13 protein-coding genes are annotated in these 16,444 nt (G+C 51.2%); 6 read left to right on the forward strand and 7 right to left on the reverse strand.

Annotated elements, in window-relative coordinates; all coding sequences use genetic code 11:
• Window positions 1-64 precede the first annotated feature (64 nt).
• Window positions 65-1,483 carry an Asp-tRNA(Asn)/Glu-tRNA(Gln) amidotransferase subunit GatA gene (gatA, locus tag BUB22_RS04045; protein WP_073114038.1) on the reverse strand — a complete coding sequence of 473 codons (1,419 nt, stop codon included), beginning with the start codon at window positions 1,481-1,483 and terminating at the stop codon, window positions 65-67.
• Complete coding sequence (locus BUB22_RS04050) at window positions 1,483-1,812, reverse strand: DUF4321 domain-containing protein (protein ID WP_072811277.1); 330 nt, start codon at window positions 1,810-1,812, stop codon at window positions 1,483-1,485. Before BUB22_RS04050 ends, gatA begins: the two co-directional genes overlap by 1 nt.
• Before the next feature lie 106 nt (window positions 1,813-1,918).
• On the opposite strand from BUB22_RS04050, the gene BUB22_RS04055 reads away from it, so the two are divergent.
• A complete protein-coding gene (locus BUB22_RS04055) occupies window positions 1,919-3,574 on the forward strand; it encodes a fibrobacter succinogenes major paralogous domain-containing protein (protein ID WP_175547232.1) in 1,656 nt (551 codons plus the stop codon).
• Between the two features lie 23 nt (window positions 3,575-3,597).
• Here the strand turns inward: BUB22_RS04055 and ung are convergent, their stop codons facing one another.
• Together ung and BUB22_RS04065 are read right to left on the reverse strand one after the other, a co-directional pair.
• Window positions 3,598-4,275 carry a uracil-DNA glycosylase gene (gene ung / locus BUB22_RS04060; protein WP_073114040.1) on the reverse strand — a complete coding sequence of 226 codons (678 nt, stop codon included), beginning with the start codon at window positions 4,273-4,275 and terminating at the stop codon, window positions 3,598-3,600.
• A gap of 86 nt (window positions 4,276-4,361) precedes the next feature.
• Window positions 4,362-5,783 (reverse strand): class I SAM-dependent methyltransferase, encoded by a 1,422-nt coding sequence (locus tag BUB22_RS04065; protein WP_073114041.1) that lies wholly within the window; start codon window positions 5,781-5,783, stop codon window positions 4,362-4,364.
• A gap of 78 nt (window positions 5,784-5,861) precedes the next feature.
• On the opposite strand from BUB22_RS04065, the gene BUB22_RS04070 reads away from it, so the two are divergent.
• Window positions 5,862-7,370: a glycosyl hydrolase 53 family protein gene (locus BUB22_RS04070; protein ID WP_073114042.1), complete on the forward strand. Its 1,509-nt coding sequence runs from the start codon at window positions 5,862-5,864 to the stop codon at window positions 7,368-7,370.
• A 7-nt stretch (window positions 7,371-7,377) separates the two neighbouring features.
• Here the strand turns inward: BUB22_RS04070 and BUB22_RS04075 are convergent, their stop codons facing one another.
• Entirely contained in the window at window positions 7,378-7,566 is a 189-nt protein-coding gene (locus BUB22_RS04075; protein WP_073114043.1) for a hypothetical protein, read from the reverse strand.
• A complete protein-coding gene (locus BUB22_RS04080; RefSeq protein WP_073114044.1) occupies window positions 7,553-8,110 on the reverse strand; it encodes a hypothetical protein in 558 nt (185 codons plus the stop codon). Before BUB22_RS04080 ends, BUB22_RS04075 begins: the two co-directional genes overlap by 14 nt.
• A 435-nt stretch (window positions 8,111-8,545) precedes the next feature.
• Here BUB22_RS04080 and BUB22_RS16055 point away from each other — a divergent pair, with 435 nt between their 5' ends.
• From BUB22_RS16055 to BUB22_RS04090, 3 genes are read left to right on the forward strand one after another with little or no spacing between them, the layout of a single operon-like run.
• Entirely contained in the window at window positions 8,546-9,472 is a 927-nt protein-coding gene (locus tag BUB22_RS16055; RefSeq protein ID WP_083535371.1) for a restriction endonuclease subunit M, read from the forward strand.
• Window position 9,473: 1 nt separating this feature from the next.
• Window positions 9,474-10,520 carry an Eco57I restriction-modification methylase domain-containing protein gene (locus BUB22_RS16060; protein WP_083535372.1) on the forward strand — a complete coding sequence of 349 codons (1,047 nt, stop codon included), beginning with the start codon at window positions 9,474-9,476 and terminating at the stop codon, window positions 10,518-10,520.
• A gap of 5 nt (window positions 10,521-10,525) precedes the next feature.
• A complete protein-coding gene (locus BUB22_RS04090) occupies window positions 10,526-13,879 on the forward strand; it encodes a DEAD/DEAH box helicase family protein (protein WP_371586808.1) in 3,354 nt (1,117 codons plus the stop codon).
• 15 nt (window positions 13,880-13,894) lie between these two features.
• Here the strand turns inward: BUB22_RS04090 and BUB22_RS04095 are convergent, their stop codons facing one another.
• A complete protein-coding gene (locus BUB22_RS04095) occupies window positions 13,895-14,929 on the reverse strand; it encodes an ORF6N domain-containing protein (protein ID WP_217650345.1) in 1,035 nt (344 codons plus the stop codon).
• Between the two features lie 221 nt (window positions 14,930-15,150).
• Between BUB22_RS04095 and BUB22_RS04100 the strand changes: the two genes are divergently transcribed.
• Entirely contained in the window at window positions 15,151-16,326 is a 1,176-nt protein-coding gene (locus BUB22_RS04100) for an iron-containing alcohol dehydrogenase (protein ID WP_073114046.1), read from the forward strand.
• Window positions 16,327-16,444: the final 118 nt, after the last annotated feature.

Below are 16,444 nucleotides of genomic sequence, written 5' to 3' on the forward strand. Positions count from 1 at the left end.
TGACGCCTTTGGCGTCCGCTGCTGCGTTCGGTCATACCGTCAAGTAAACTTGACGGTGCGACACTCACTTTGCAAGCTTTTCGGTCGCGGCGGCGACGCTGAGCAGGTCCGTTTCCTGGAACGGCTTGCCAATCCACTGCAGGCCGACGGGGAGCCCGCCTGCCATGCCGCAGGGCACGCTCACGCCCGGGAGACCGGCGAGGTTCAGGCTCACGGTGTAGATGTCGCTCAGGTAAACCGCCATCGGGTCGGACTCGTTCATGCCGCACTTGAGCGGGAGGCCCGGCATCGTGGGGCTTGCAATCACGTCGCAGCTTTCGAATGCCTTGCTGAAGTCGTCCGTGATGAGGCGGCGCACCTTCTGGGCCTGCACGTAGTAGGCGTCGTAGAAACCGGCGCTGAGCACGTAGCTGCCGAGGAGAATACGGCGCTGGACTTCCTTGCCAAAGCCTTCGCTGCGGGACTTGGCATACAGGTCGAACAGCTTGCGGGCTTCCTTGCTCCGGTAGCCGTAGCGCACACCGTCGTAGCGGCTGAGGTTGCTGCTTGCTTCGGCGGTTGCGATGATGTAGTAGCTCGATACCGCGAAACCGATGTGCGGGAGGCTCACTTCCTTGAGGGTGGCGCCTTCGGCTTCCATCTTCTTGAGCATGTTCTCGATAGCGGCCTTGCATTCCGGGTCGAGACCTTCGGCGAAGTATTCCTTGGGAACGCCGATGACCTTGCCCTTCACGCCTGCGTCGAGCTTCGCGCCGAAGTCCTCGGGTTCGCGGGTGCTCGTGGTGTTGTCGTGCGGGTCGATGCCGCAGATGGCGTTAAGGAGAGTGGCGCAGTCGGCGACGGTAGTGCCGAAGGGTCCAATCTGGTCCAGGGAGCTTGCATAGGCCAGCAGGCCATAGCGGGACACTCGGCCGTAGGTGGGCTTTAAGCCCACGACGCCTGTGCAGGCGGCGGGCTGACGGATAGAACCACCGGTGTCGGAGCCGAGCGCACAGGCGACCGTGCCACTGGCCACGGCTACGGCCGAACCGCCACTGGAACCGCCCGGCACGCGGGATTCGTCGAGCGGGTTCTTCACCGGCCCATAGTACGAGGTCTCGCTGCTCGAACCCATCGCGAATTCGTCCATGTTCGTCTTGCCGACGATAACCGCACCTGCCGCTTCGAGCTTTTCGATGGCGGTAGCGGTGTAGGGGGCGACGAAGTTGTCGAGAATCTTGGAGGCTGCCGTAGTGCGCGTACCTTCGAGGCACATATTGTCCTTCACGGCAACGGGGATGCCGTCCAGCGCGCCGAGACTCTTGCCTTCGGCACGGCGCTTGTCCGATTCCGCGGCCTTCGCGAGGGCGCGCTCGTTCAGCACGCTGATATAGGCGTTCAAATTCTTGGTGGCTTCAATTTTTGCGAGAGAGTCCTGCGCGAGAGCAACTGCCGAAATCTCGCCGCTAGCGAGCTTGGCGCTCAAATTCTTGATGGTTTCCATTACCTATTTCCTCCGGACCATTTCATGATGTATATCGAGATGGCCATGCCGATGATGCTGACGACGTTAAACTTGAAACTGATTCCCAGGGCGAGCTTGATCATGTAGAGGTCGAGAACCGCAGGGCTCGCGTTATCTCCGTTAAACCCGAACGAGGGCGAGAAGGACTTCACGAAGAAGTTGTGCACGATGTTGTCGTAACCGCCCGCGTTCATGAGTTCGCCGAGTTCCCCGAAGAGGAGCCCGAGGCATTCACCGAGCACTCCGCCGATGATGAGGCCGAGCACGATAAAGAGGATGAGTCGTCCGAAGGTGTTTCTGTTAGTCATATGGCTAAATATAGTAAGAAATCGTTTGTTTGAACCTGATAATACTCCTTGAATTATGCCCGGAAAGAACACTTTATTTATATTTGTAATGGAGAAAATGATGTATATGAAAAAATTAGAATACAGCGCCCCCCTCAAAAAATTCAGTCTGATTGCCTCGTTTATGCTTGTCGCGGCCATTTTTGTGGCTTGCGGTGACGACGAGTCCTTTGCTGTGAGGCCGGGAGAGGATGAAAAATCCTGTAGCAGCACCGAAGAGTTGTCTTCGTCCAGCGTGTCTAGCAGTTCGTTGGCCAAGTCGAGCAGTTCGTCTGCCGTGTCCAGCAGCAGTAACGTCAAACCGCAGTCGAGCTCTAGCGAGACAAGAGTGTCCAGCAGCAGTTCCGTGAAGTCCAGCAGCAGTTCTGCCCGTTCTTCCAGTTCTTCGCAGATAGTTCCCTGCAAAACAGAGACGGAGGACAACTGCGTGTATGGGACCCTGGTCGACGATCGCGACGGCCAGACGTACAAGACGGTAACGATCGGCTCGCAAACCTGGATGGCCGAAAATCTGAACTATGCGGCGCGGTACAGTACCTGTTACAAGAACGATGCAGCCAACTGTTCCAAGTACGGCAGGTATTACACGTGGGATATTGCCATCGATAGCGCATCTCTCCGGAATGCAATCGACAGGATCTGTGGCAATGGATATATTTGCGAATTCAAGAATCCCATACGGGGCGTGTGCCCCAGCGGTTGGCACTTGCCGAGTAAGGCGGAGTGGGTCGTTCTGTTCTACTCGGGTGTCGGAGGTGCGCGGGTAGAGGGTTCCATGACGACGGCGGGAGTGTACCTCAAGGCCACTTCGGGGTGGGACTGGAGTGCCCTTTTTGAGGATGACGGTAATGGTTATGATTCTTTCGGATTTGCGGCACTCCCTGCCGGTTACAAATCCGCAGATTTCTTTGACGAAGGCAAGGAAGCATATTTCTGGACATCGACGGATGAACGGAGCGAACAGGCCACTGCCATAAGGCTGGATCAAGGGTCCACGACATTTACGGCATCCTTGACGAAGTACATGGGGGCCTCTGTCCGTTGTGTGATGGATGACCCCGATACGCAGGCAATTTCTGGCAGTGTCGTGGAATCGTCAAGTTCAGAACCGGAGCCGCCTCCCTGCAATGTAGAAACGGATGACAGTTGCTTTGTGGATGCCCGCGATGGCCAAACTTACAGGATGGTTTACATCGCACGCCGTATTTGGATGGCGCAGAACCTCAACTACAAGACTCCGAAAAGTTATTGCTATAAGGATGACTCGACCAATTGCGCCAGGTATGGTCGCCTTTACACCTGGAGCGCTGCCGTCGATAGCGTGGGTGTTTGGAGTGACGCTTGCAAGGGGTGCGGTAATTCAGTCCGCAAGAGCCCGGATGGCCAGGCTCGAGGTGTTTGCCCTGAAGGTTGGCACTTGCCTTCGCATAATGACTGGTCGGCCTTGTTGGCGGCAGACAGCACGACTACGAAATTGAAATCGACTAGCGGTTGGTCCGGTAGTTACGAAAGCGTCGACAATGGCTTTTCTGCACTGCCTGCAGGCCAGGGGGAAAGTTCAGGACTTTATACGGGCTTGGGCTATAGAACATATTTCTGGTCGACCAGTGAAGACTTTACCGATAGGGCGGAAGGTATGGCCCTTTATTCTAGCGAACGCGAGGCCGAACATGTATCCCTCTATAAAGCGAGGGCTTATTCGGTCCGCTGCATATTGGATTAGGCAACAGTCCTGTCGGCCGATGCTTACTTGATGCTCCAGTCGATGGGTTCTAGACCCTTGCTGACGAGGTATGCATTTGCCTTGCTAAAATGCTTGCAGCCGAAGAACCCGCGGTAGGCCGAAAGCGGGCTCGGATGTGGCGCGGTGAGAATCAGGTGACCGCGGTTGGGGGCCACGAGTGCCTGCTTTTTGATGGCGAAACTGCCCCAGAGCAAGAACACGAGATTCTCGCGCACTTGGGAGAGGCGCTGGATGATGGTGTCGGTGAACTGCTGCCAGCCGATTCCGGCGTGGCTTGCTGCCATGTGGGCGCGCACCGTGAGCGATGCGTTTAGGAGAAGGATTCCCTGGTGGGCCCAGCTTTCGAGGTTCCCGTGCGGGGGCGGCGTGATGCCGAGGTCATCGTGAAGTTCCTGGAAGATGTTCACGAGTGACGGGGGAGGCTCGATACCAATGGGCACGGAGAAGCACAGCCCGTGCGCCTGGCCGGGATTGTGGTAGGGGTCCTGCCCGATGATGACAGCCTTGACCTTGTCTACGGGGCAGTAGTCGAGTGCCGCGAAAATCTTGGAGCCGGGCGGATAGACCACGTGATGCTCCGCCTTCTCTTGCAAAAGTTTGTTTTTAATTTGTTTGAAATACGGCTGCTCGAATTGGTCGGCGAGCAGGTTCAGCCAGGATTGTTCAAGTTTTACGGTCATATAGTCATTAGTTGTTGGTCAATAGTCATTAGTTATGATAAAAAAGTGTCATCCTGAGTGGAGAACGAAGCCCGAAGTCGAAGGATCTAGGTTTGATTTTTTGTCTTTACTGCAAGTATGGCAACCTTTTCGCCTTTGGCGCGGGTGTAGAACAGGATTGCGGAATTCTTGCCCTTGGGCTTGAGCCGCTTGGTTTCGGCGTCGGGGTCGAGTTTTACGCCGCGCAGCTTGAGCGTGATTTTCCCGATGTCGTGTTCCTTGAGCATGCTGCGGACAGCGCCTGTCGCGATTTCGGTATGCGCGAGCACTTCGTAGCAGGAAAATCCCGGTGCAGGGAGCGGCTTGTCGCTCGAAACATACGCGATGCCTTCCGAAATCAGGTGAGCATTCGGGTCGTGGGCGAGGGCAGCCGCATTGAAGAGGTGGCTCCGGATAAGTACTGGCGCGGGTTCTGCGATGTACTTGCCGATTTCCCCGAGGGGCAGGTCGCTCCGGCTTGTCGCCGTGCGGTAGGTACGGTCCTTGCCTTCGAGGCTGTCGTTCCGGTCGAGTTTTTCCTGCAGGTCGTCGTCGAGGGTCTCGAGCGAGCGGTCGCGCCTGCGGGTCCATTCTGCAAGCGTTTCGCCCGCCTTCCCGACAATGATTGCACGGACGGTGTCCGGGTGTTTTGCGAGTTCCCCGAAGAGCACGAGGCATTCGCGGCAGTCGCTGTGCCCGCCCAGGTAGAGGATTTCGGTTCCGTCTGGGATTTCTGCGGGCGGGTAGCCGGGCGGGAGTTTCGCCATGCCGCCCCTGTAGTGCCTGCTGATTTCGATGACTTCTTCGAGCGTGGGCGTGAGGTTCTTCAGGTCGCGCTGGTTCTCGCCTTCGAGCGCACGGCGTGCCGGGTCGATGGTGAAGTAGTCCGTTTTCGTCATGCCCGCGGAGGCGGGCATCTTTGCGTCGTTACTGCCCGCGACTTCGCGCACGTCGGCGCACTTGACGGATGCCGGCTTCCCGAACGCCTGCATGTTGTGGCTATACATCGCGAGGCGGTTTTTGTCCAGGTCAACGCCCGTCACTTTCAGGCCTGCGGGCAAGTAAAAACTGTCTCCGCCCATGCCGCAGCACAGGTCGTGAACTTCTGCGTCTGCGCCAGTTGCATTTTCGGTTGCGTCGCTGGTCGCGTCGTTCCCGCATGGCCAGAGTTTTGCCTTCCAGCGCCCGATATCTTGTGCGGTGCTCTGTTCTAGCGCGAGTTTGTCGCATAGGAGGAACATCCCGCGGGCGGTCTCGTTATTTGTGGAATTGCGGGCAGCCCCGACTTTTGCAATGTGTTCGGTGGCACAGAACTTCTCGCGGAACTTGGGCACGAGCGCCATGTAGTCCATGATAGCCGCTCGGTCCTCGTTGCTGTAGCCCGCCTTCTGGAGCGCGGTCGAAACCTGCAACGCATCCCACTTGCGCGTAAGGGCTTCTTCGATAAAGCCCTGGACGGAGTCAGATGCGAGCAAATCCCATGGTTGCATGCCGTAAATTTAAATTATTTGCACGATTTTATGGGCTCCGGCGCACCGCTTGCCAAACTTTTAGTTTAAATTTAAGGCATGGGATACAAACAGGGTTGTTTTAGAGTGCGGCACTTGTGCCGTTTTGGGTGTGTCGCGGCGATGGCTGCGGCTGGGGCTCTTTTCGTTGCATGCGGCGGTGATTCCGACAGCGGTGCCGGTTACGACTACGAAATCGTGGGGGATTCCTCTGCGGGCATGTCCTTGCCCGATTTGGGCGGCTCCTCCGATGTTGCGGCAATCTCGTCATCCTCGGATGTCTCGCAGTCTTCCGACAATCCCCCCGCAGGTTCGTCCGCAGGGCCGCTCTCTTCTTCTGTACCGCTTCCGCCATTTGCTTCATCTTCGTCTTATTTGTGGGATTCGTATTTCAGTTCCAGCTCGATCCGTATCACTCCGCGTTCTTCTTCGGGCACGGAACCCCCGCGCTCCTCGGCGCATGAGCCTCCGCCTTCGTCCTCGTCTAAAATTCCGCAGTCCTCCGCTTCCGAACCGCCGCTCAGTTTCGGTTTCTACACCGGCGCCGACATCTCGACCGTGCAGGAATACGAACGCTTCGGCGCGAAGTTCTTCGACGTTGACGGAACCGAGAAGGACATTTTCACGCTCCTCAAGGACCACGGCTTCAACGCCATCCGTTTAAAGACTTTTGTAAGCCCGAAGGCGCAGTACGGCTATGCCGCTGCGGGTTGCGACCACGATGCAGAAGCCTATGCCGACAAGGACCACATTGTCGCCTACGCGCAAAAAATCAAGGCTGCGGGCATGGCGTTCTTGCTCGATATCCACTACAGCGACAACTGGGCCGATCCCGGCAAGCAGATTATTCCCGAGCGCTGGCGCAAGGTGAACAGCTCCGACGCCCTTGCCGATTCCGTGTATGCCTACACTCTTGACCTGATGAATGCGCTCAAGCAGGTGGGGGCGGTTCCCGAGATGGTGCAGATTGGCAACGAGACCACGCCGGGCATCCTCGTTCACGTGCCGAACAGCAGTACGAACTGCTGGGGCGACAATGTGGACAAGGCCTCCGCCGCGATTGCCGGCGACATGAGCACCTCGAGCGGCAAGGCGAACGCGGCCAAGTACTTCAAGGCGGGCATCTCGGCAGTCAAGGAAGTTTCGCCGAATACCAAGACTGTGCTGCACATCGAACGCATACGCCAGGCGAATACCGTCACCTGGTGGATGACGGAAATATTCAAGAACCAGAAGGTCCCCGCCGACGTGATGGGATTCTCCGCCTACACGGCGTATGGCGACAAGGCTCCCGATGACTGGAAATCGCTCTTCCAGACGGTCACTTCAAGCTATCCGAATCTTGAATTCATCGTCGCGGAATACAACGGCGGCGATGCGGAGAACCACTACAATTTCGACGGCTCGCGCAAGCGCACGACCGAGATGGTGAAGGGTCTTGACCGCTGGATTGGCACGTTCTTCTGGGAACCGACGCTCAGCGGCGCCTGGGGCCCCGCGCTCTTTGACTGGAAGGGTAGCAACCTGCAGGCGAACAGCAAGGCCTTCGAAGAATTCCCGATGCGGTAGTTTTACGCTAAATTTTGAACAGGGCGATTTCTTCTTGAGAAAGTTTGCTGATGTCCTTGCCGTTCCTGTCGGCATACCGAGCCAGTTCCAGCAAGTTCAACTTGCAGGGAGGTGCGTTCCTGTATGGGTCGGGCACCGCCGAAAACGGAATCCGCACATCGGACAGAATGTCGTCAGCCTTTTCAGTTCCATTCATAAGTGTACGTCTCCAATAATTTTTTAGCGGCAATCGGCCCCAAAATGAAATGATACGGGTGAAGCGCGCCGATGTGCGAGCACCCTAACACTCCAATATAGTGATTTAGCAGTTCATTGTTAAGGGCAAAGCCGAAAATAACGCCGTCATAGCCCCATTGTATGGATTTATCAACGGCAATAGCAAAAAGATGACCGCCAACACCGCTGTAACGTTGCGTGCCGTACTCGCGTTTATTGTTGCGCGGAGCCGTGCAGGCCCAATGCAAATACGCGGCCTTAGGACCCTCGTCATTTTTCACCCCGACCAGCCCCTGAATTTCGTTATTTTCCTTCAAAGCGAGAGCGAACACTTCAACATCGTTAGGAACCTCGATCCAGTCAATTCCCCAGCCGTTCTTTTCGTTGAACTTTTTCAGGAACGAACGGCTCTCAATTCTGAACACTACGGTTTCCTTGATCTCCCCGGTTTCAGTATCCTTGAGGCAAGGGACGATTTCGTCCAGCCAGATTCCGACACCGCCGATTTTTGCATCGCTGTACATCGTTTACTCCTTTCCCCGCGGACATGCGTAAAACAGCGGGGTTTTTATTGATTTTGCTCTTTTGAGCAGTATAAATATAAACTTTCTAGGGGTGGATGTCAAGAGATTTTTGGAAATTTCTGCATTTTTTGCATTTCCAATAATCTATATTGCAATTGACATAGCCCTCGTCCTGGAAGGGATCCAAGGGCGCCCGTTTTATTGAGTATTTGCTCTAGTCTCTACTTCGAAATCGCCAAATTTCAATTACAACGAGAATAGGGTAAACTGCTCACGTCCCGATTGGGGCGTGGGTCGTTTGCGTTTATTGGTTGTAAAGGTTTTGGCGAACCTCGAAGTACAGTAAGCGCTTCAGCGATGCCACGCCTTTTTTTGTTGCTCAGCTGAAATTCCTGACTTTCATTTGCTCCGTATGCGGGTTTGCGACGGAGTTAAATGAAAACGCTGATAGACATCAACAACTACCCTGTTTCCGTAGTTCTCAAGACCCTTGTCAAAGACAAGACAACGGGCCAGAACATTATCCTTGCGACAACGGCTCGCACAAGGCGGGGGCGCATTTTGGGCAAGACAAAGCAAATAACAGAGGAACTGCTCCAGTCCATCGGCGCTGACCTAATCCAACCGAGAGTTGCAAAGTCACTTGAAAAACAGGCGGAACGCACCCGCGAAAAGGCGGAAGTCTTCACACCGTCATGGATTTGCAACAAGATGAACAACCACTGCGATGCAGAATGGTTCGGCCGCGAAAACGTATTCAACACCGAAGACGGACAATCGTGGAAACCGACATCAAAACCAATCAAGTTCGAAAATGAAAACGATTGGCAAAAATACGTGGATTCAAAACGCCTCGAAATTACCTGCGGCGAAGCTCCATACGTCGTTTCGCGATACGATACCACTACCGCAGAAATCATCCCGATAAAAAAACGCATCGGCATACTTGACCGCAAGTTGCGTGTGGTGAACGAGAACACCGACAACAAAAAAGATTGGCTCAAGTGGACGTACCGAGCGTTCCAGAGTGTGTATGGTTACGAATTCCAGGGCGACAACCTGCTTATCGCCCGCATCAACCTGCTCATCACCTTCGTGGATTACATGCAGGATCGCTGGGCTCGAAATCCAACAGAAAGTGAACTCCAGAAAGTGGCGAACATCATCGCCTGGAACATTTGGCAAATGGACGGCATTACGGGCAAGGTCCCCTTCGGAAAACCGAAAGAAGAGCGAACGCTCAATATGTTCGATTTTACGGTTGGCGACAACGACAGCGAGCCGGAAGAAATGGACTGCAAAATTTTTGACTGGACAAGAAGAAGGTCTTATACATACAGAAGTATAAAGGAAGGTCGGTAAAATGAAGTTTGATTTCGCAATAGGTAATCCGCCTTATCAAGATGAAACAATCGGAGATAATAAAAACTATGCTCCCCAGATATATAATGTTTTTATTGATGAAGCGTATAAAATCGCAAATGCAACAGAATTAGTTCATCCCGGACGGTTCTTGTTTAATGCAGGATCAACACCCAAAGCCTGGAATAATAAAATGCTGAATGATGAACACTTCCGTGTCTTAGAATATAGGTCTGATGCAAAAGAAATATTTCCAAACACCTCTATTACTGGTGGTATCGCCATTACGTACCACGACCATAATAAAACATTTGTACCGATAGAAGTCTTTTCATCTTTTTCAGAAGTTAATTCAATAAGAAAGAAGGTAACTGAATTTAATGGATTCAAATCTTTCTCTGACATTGTCAAATCTGCATATTCTTATCACTTTTCGTCAACTCTATACGAGCAATATCCCGAATTAAAAGGAACTCTCAGTGAAGGACACGATTACGATTTAAAGTCAAATGTTTTTGAATTAATGCCAAGCATATTCCATGAAACGCAAACTGAATCAAATATGTTGCGGATCTATGGTCGGCAAAACAACGACAGAACAATTAGATATGTAAAACGCGAATTTATTCTTGCTCCTGATAATGTTGACCGCTATAAAATTTTCATTGCGGGTGCGGACGGAGCTGCGGGAACAATTGGAAAACCCGTTCCTGCACGTATTTGTGGAGCTCCGACAATTGGTGATATTGGCGTTGGTTCAACGGAGTCTTTTTTAAGTATTGGTACATTTAGTAATCGTATTGAAGCCGAACATGCATGTTTCTTCATAAAAACAAAATTTATGCGCTTTATGTTGGGCATTTTAAAGGCAACACAAGCAATCACTCCACAAAAATTCAAATACGTCCCTCTCCAAGATTTCACCTCGCAATCCGACATCAATTGGTCCAAATCTATTCCTGAAATTGACAAACAACTTTACGATAAATACGACCTTTCGCCCGAAGAAAGAGAATTCATCGAAACTCATGTAAAGGAGATGGAATAATGGCTATGCAGACTCCAAATATCAAGACAGCGAAAGATGTTGTCCCGATGATATATGCCTATACCACTCCGGGTATTACCTACCACGAAGGCTATACCAAAATCGGTTATACGGAACAGAAAGTCGAAGACCGTGTTTACCAACAGACGCATACGGCAGGCGTCAAGGCCAAAATTGAATGGCAGGGCAACGCTGTTTTTGATGATGGCTCGGGAGAAACTTTCGACGACCATGCCTTCCACGCCTACTTGCGCAAGAACGATGTCAAGCAGCCGATGGATCTGGGGAATGAATATTTTGACAAGAACGATCGAAACGAATGGTTCTACATCACTCCAGAAGATTCAAGATCTAAGTTCTACGATTTTCGTCTCAATCGTGGAATCTTTGAACAAGAACAGGCAATTATCCCATACACCCTCCGCGCCGAACAAGAAAAAGCCGTGTCATTGACCAAGGCTTACAGGGAATCTCACGAAAAAGGGGAATTCTTATGGAATGCAAAGCCCCGCTTCGGAAAGACTTTGGCCGTCTATGACTTTATGAAGCGAATCGGCGCCAAGACAGTCCTTATTGTGACAAACAGGCCCGCCATCGCGAACAGTTGGTATTCGGATTACGCAAAGTTCATCGGGCGTGAATCAAAGTATTTCTTCGTAAGCGATGTTGACGGTGTCAAGAACAAGAAGAACGTCATCTCTTATGACGAATTTGCAAAAGACAAGATATCTCGCGAAAAGAAGAAATTGCCGGTACTCGGTCTTATCTACTTTGCCTCGCTTCAAGACTTGAAAGGCTCTGTCTATTTCGGAGGCAAGTTCGATAAGCTCCAAGAAATTAAAGATACCAACTGGGATTTGCTTGTTATCGACGAAGCCCATGAAGGTGTTGATACCTACAAGACCGACGTGGCGTTCGATCGCATCAAGCGCAATTTCACGCTGCATCTTTCGGGAACTCCATTCAAGGCTCTTGCAAACAATAAGTTTAACGATGACGCCATATTCAATTATACCTACGCCGACGAGCAAAAAAGCAAACGTGATTGGGACAATTCTAACGAAATAGAGAACCCATATGCAGTGCTCCCGACGCTCAGTCTCTATACCTATCAAATGTCGGAGATTGTTCATGATGAACTTTCGCAGAAGATGGAACTTAACGGTGAAACGGTAGAATATGCATTCGACCTTAACGAGTTTTTCAAGGTTGAAAATGGAAAATTCGTCCATGGTTCTTCTGTCGATAAATTCCTAGACGCTCTCACGACACAGAAAAGATTCCCGTTCTCGACGCAGGAATTGCGCGATGAAATTAAGCACTCCTTCTGGCTCCTTGACAGGGTCGAAAGCGCAAGGCTTTTGGCAAAGAAACTTCATGAACATCCAGTTTTCAAGGATTACGAAATAGTCCTTGCTGCAGGTGATGGCCGCGTTGACGATGATGACGAAAACGAGAAATCTTTCGATAAGGTCAGGAAAGCGATTGCCGAAAACGAAAAGACCATTACATTGTCTGTCGGTCAGCTAACCACAGGCGTTACCATTCCTGAATGGACGGCAGTGCTTATGCTCAGCAATGTGAAATCGCCCTCACTTTATATGCAAGCCGCTTTCAGAGCACAGAATCCTTGTCTCTTCCGCACCGGTACGAAAAGTAAACGCAAAGAAAATGCATATGTATTTGACTTTGACCCGGCAAGAACGCTTATAATCTTCGAAGAATTTGCAAACGATCTTTCGCCCAATACATCGTCTGGTCGTGGAGATGTCGAAACCCGAAAGAAGAATATTCGCGAATTACTCAATTTCTTCCCTGTTATCGGGGAAGACGAAAATGGCGAACTCATTGAGCTTGATGCCGAAAAGGTTCTCTCGATTCCGCGTAAGATTAAGTCCGTTGAAGTGGTTCGCAGAGGCTTCATGAGCAACTTCTTGTTCCAGAACATCAATAACGTGTTCTCAGCTCCCAAGGAAGTCCTCGATATTATTGAGCAATTTGATCCTATCGGAGAACAAAAACCTAAACAGAACGTCAATTTGTCTGAAGAAGTCAAGAAGGACTTGGGACTTGACGAAAACGGCAATGTCAATTTGGACGATGAATATGTAATTGGCGTTGCTGCCGATATCTTTGGTCCCAAACTTTATGATGTCAAGGGCGGAGTAGATGAAGTAATTGCCGAAGTTCGTGAACCGTCCAAACAAGATTATCTAAAAGACCGTTTAAAGGAATTTGTAAAGGATAAGATTGTCAAGGACGTCGTCCAGACTGTTCAAGATAATTACGGCTCCGACATGAAACCTTCGGATAAACGCCAAGTGGAATCAAAACTGAATTCCGAAGTGGACCGTATTGTTGATAAAACTGTCAAGAACTACGAAATTGAACAGAATGTGATTGAAAAAGAACGTGTCGAGGCAATGCAGAATAGACACGAAACCGGTAAGACCACGAAGGAAATTGAAAAAGAGTTCGAGAAAAAGCAGGAAGAGGCAAGAACCAAGTTTAAGGCCGAAATCAATTCTGTTGTCGATGACTTTGCAAAGGATTCAGTCAAGGAAATCGTAAAGACGGTTGAAACAAAAATCAAGGAACGCGAACGCGACACCATCGAAGATGGCATACGTGATCACCTGCGCGGCTTCTCTCGCACTATTCCTTCGTTCCTCATGGCCTATGGCGACGAAACGGTAACGCTCGCAACCTTCGACAACAAGATTCCTGGCAACGTGTTCCTTGAAGTCACAAGCATCACCTTGGAACAGTTCCGCTTTTTGCGCGATGGCGGCAAATACAAGGATTCCGAAACGGGCGAAGAAAAGGAGTTCAAGGGACAACTCTTTGATTCCGTTGTTTTTGATGATTCCGTAAAAGAATTCCTGTCGCTCAAAAAGAAATTGGCAGATTATTTTGATGAAAAGAGCATCGAGGATATCTTCGATTATATCCCGCCGCAAAAAACGAACCAAATCTTCACGCCGAAAGATGTCGTGAAACGCATGGTCGATATGCTGGAACAGGAAAATCCCGGCTGCTTCGATGACAAGGACAAGACTTTCATTGACCTGTACATGAAATCAGGTTTGTATATTACGGAGATTGTCAAGAGGCTCTATCAAAGTAAGAAAATGAAAGAGCTATTCCCCAATGATAAGGAACGCCTAAAGCATATCTTTGAACATCAGGTATATGGCCTTGCCCCAACTGAAATCATCTACAAAATTGCTACAAGTTTTATCTTGGGTTTTGCCGACAACACCGACGAACTCAAGCATAACTTCAAGCAATTCGACGCCCTGCCCTACGCAAAAGAAGGAACGCTGAAGCAGAAACTTGATGAATTGTTCGGGGAATAGAATTCAATAAACATTTCACTTTTTCATCAGCATCTCCATAATGCAGTGGTATGCCTGCGATTGTTCGATTTGCATAATGGTGGTAATCTTGTTGCCAGCATCCTTTGAAGATGCTCCGCAGTGGAATAGTTTCTCGCTTTTCAGGCCGTAATCCAAGAAGATGTAGCGGTCGTGGAATTTGTCCTTTGTCTTGTTCATGGCAAGTTTTACATCGGGGCGCACGGCAAGAAAATCCTTCTGCATCTGTTTCGTCAGGGCTTCAAAACTGCGGTTGTCGCTATAGATTGTCACGGATACTCCCTTCTCGATTTGGCGCAGCAGGTCAAGCGTCTTCACGCCGATATAGTCATCGATAATCGTGATGGATTTCTTCGCCATGCCGTAGATCTGGGTGTAGGCGATGTCTGCTTCCAGCCGCTGGCCGTTTAGAATCAAGAAATGCTTGTGGGTGCTCGGGTCCACGAAATTTTCCATGACCTTCTGGAGGTTCATGTTCATCTTGCTGAATTCGCCGCGCATTTCATGTACCTCGCCAGAAAGGACCTTGACATCTGCCGATACGTCGGCAATATCCCTTGTGTTCTGGGCGGTCTGCAACGCTAGCGGGGTGACTTCCGAGCCATGAAGCAACAGACCTTCCGAAACGGCGTAATCCTTTAACCGTTTGAAAAGGCGGATGAGCGCCTTGCTCTGGGCTACTGCCTGCTCGCCTTTAAGAACTGTCATGAGCATGTATATGCCCTGCTCGGTAAAGGCGTAGGGCGGCTTACGAGTTCCTCCCCATCTTGATATCGGAATTTCCGATATCAAGTTTGTAGATTCTTCACGGGTTAATTGAAAACGAAAATCTTCATCAAAGCGGTCAAGATTGTATTTTACCTGCTCATTGAATCTACTGGTACTATACCCGTAAATTTCCGCCAAATCGGCGTCGAGCATCACTTTTACCCCGCGGATGGTGTAAATCCTCGACTTGAGCAAGTTCTCGTCAATCAGTGAAAATTCTGGTTTCACTGTAACCATTTCTGTCTTTTTCTTGTTTTTTGTCATTTTCAATTCCTTTTTAAAACAAAAAAGACCGCCCCGCTTGCGCGGATAGCGATCATCTAATAGCACCCTTTCTGGTGTTTGGGAAGGAATATACAAAAAGGAAGAAGAGAAAACAAGTGGCTTAGCCTGTTTCCCCCTGTACACAGAAAAATGCCGAAATTGTTCGCTTTTTCGGCTTAATTCTTGTATTTTTTAGGCAAAAACAAGAAAAAGGATGGAACATGGAAAATTTCAATTTCTACAGCCCCACGGAATTTGTATTCGGCATGGACCGCGAAAATGAATGCGGTGCGCTTGTCAAGAAGTACGGCGGCACGAAGGTGCTGATCCATTACGGTGGTGGCTCTGCGGTGCGTTCGGGCCTCATCGACCGCGTGAAAGCTAGCCTCGATGCTGTTGGAGTCCCGCATGTGGAGCTTGGCGGCGTGAAGCCGAATCCGCACGATTCGCTCGTGTACAAGGGCATCGAAATTGTCCGTGAAAATGGCATTGACTTTATCCTTGCAGTGGGCGGCGGCTCTACGATCGACAGTTCCAAGGCCATCGCGATGGGTGTTCCTTGCAAGGGCGATTTCTGGGATTTTTACGAGGGCAAGGCATCTGCTGCATGCGCGCTCCCGATTGGCGTGGTGCAGACGATTGCGGCGGCCGGTTCCGAGGGCAGCGGCGATTCCGTGGTGACCAAGGAAGATGGCATGCTCAAGCGCGGCGCGAGCAGCGAGCACATTCGTCCGAAGTTTGCGGTGCAGAATCCGGCGCTCCTTTGCACGTTGCCCGCCTACCAGACGGCCTGCGGCATTACCGACATCATGGCCCACGTCTTTGAACGCTACTTCACGAACACGCTGGAAGTGGAAATTACCGACCGCCTGTGCGAAGCTGTGCTCCTCACGATGGTGAAGGAGGGCCCGCGCGCCATTGCCGACCCCGCCAACTACCAGGTGCGTGCGAACATCATGTGGGCGGGGACGGTAGCCCACAACGGCGTTGTGGGCTGCGGGCGCAGTCAGGACTGGAACAGCCACGCCATCGAGCACGAACTTTCGGCGCTTTACGACTGCGCCCATGGCGCGGGCCTTGCGGTCATCATGCCCGCTTGGATGGAATATGTGGTAGACCACAACGTGATGCGCTTTGCCCAGATGGCTACCCGCGTGTTCGGCTGCGAGATGAACTTCGAGAACCCGAAGGCCACCGCCCTCGAGGGCATCAAGGCCTTCCGCCGCTTCCTGCATTCCATCGGCATGCCGATTAACTTCGCCGAACTCGGCGCGAAGGAAGAGGATATCCCGAAGATGGTCGAAAAACTGAATCCGGGCGACGGCTGGGGCTTTGTCCCGCTCAAGGCGAAGGACGTCACCGCGATTTACAAGATCGCAGCACACGCGACGCTATAAAAATGTGTAGTGTGAAGTATGTGATGGGTTATGAGGAGCCAGTTGTGAGAAATGAAAAATAAAACCCTTTTCGTCATCCTCACGAATGTGAGGATCCGCTCACAGTTGTCTAGCAGAT

It is taken from the genome of Fibrobacter sp. UWCM (assembly GCF_900129735.1).
In the GTDB taxonomy this organism is placed as follows: Bacteria; Fibrobacterota; Fibrobacteria; order Fibrobacterales; family Fibrobacteraceae; genus Fibrobacter.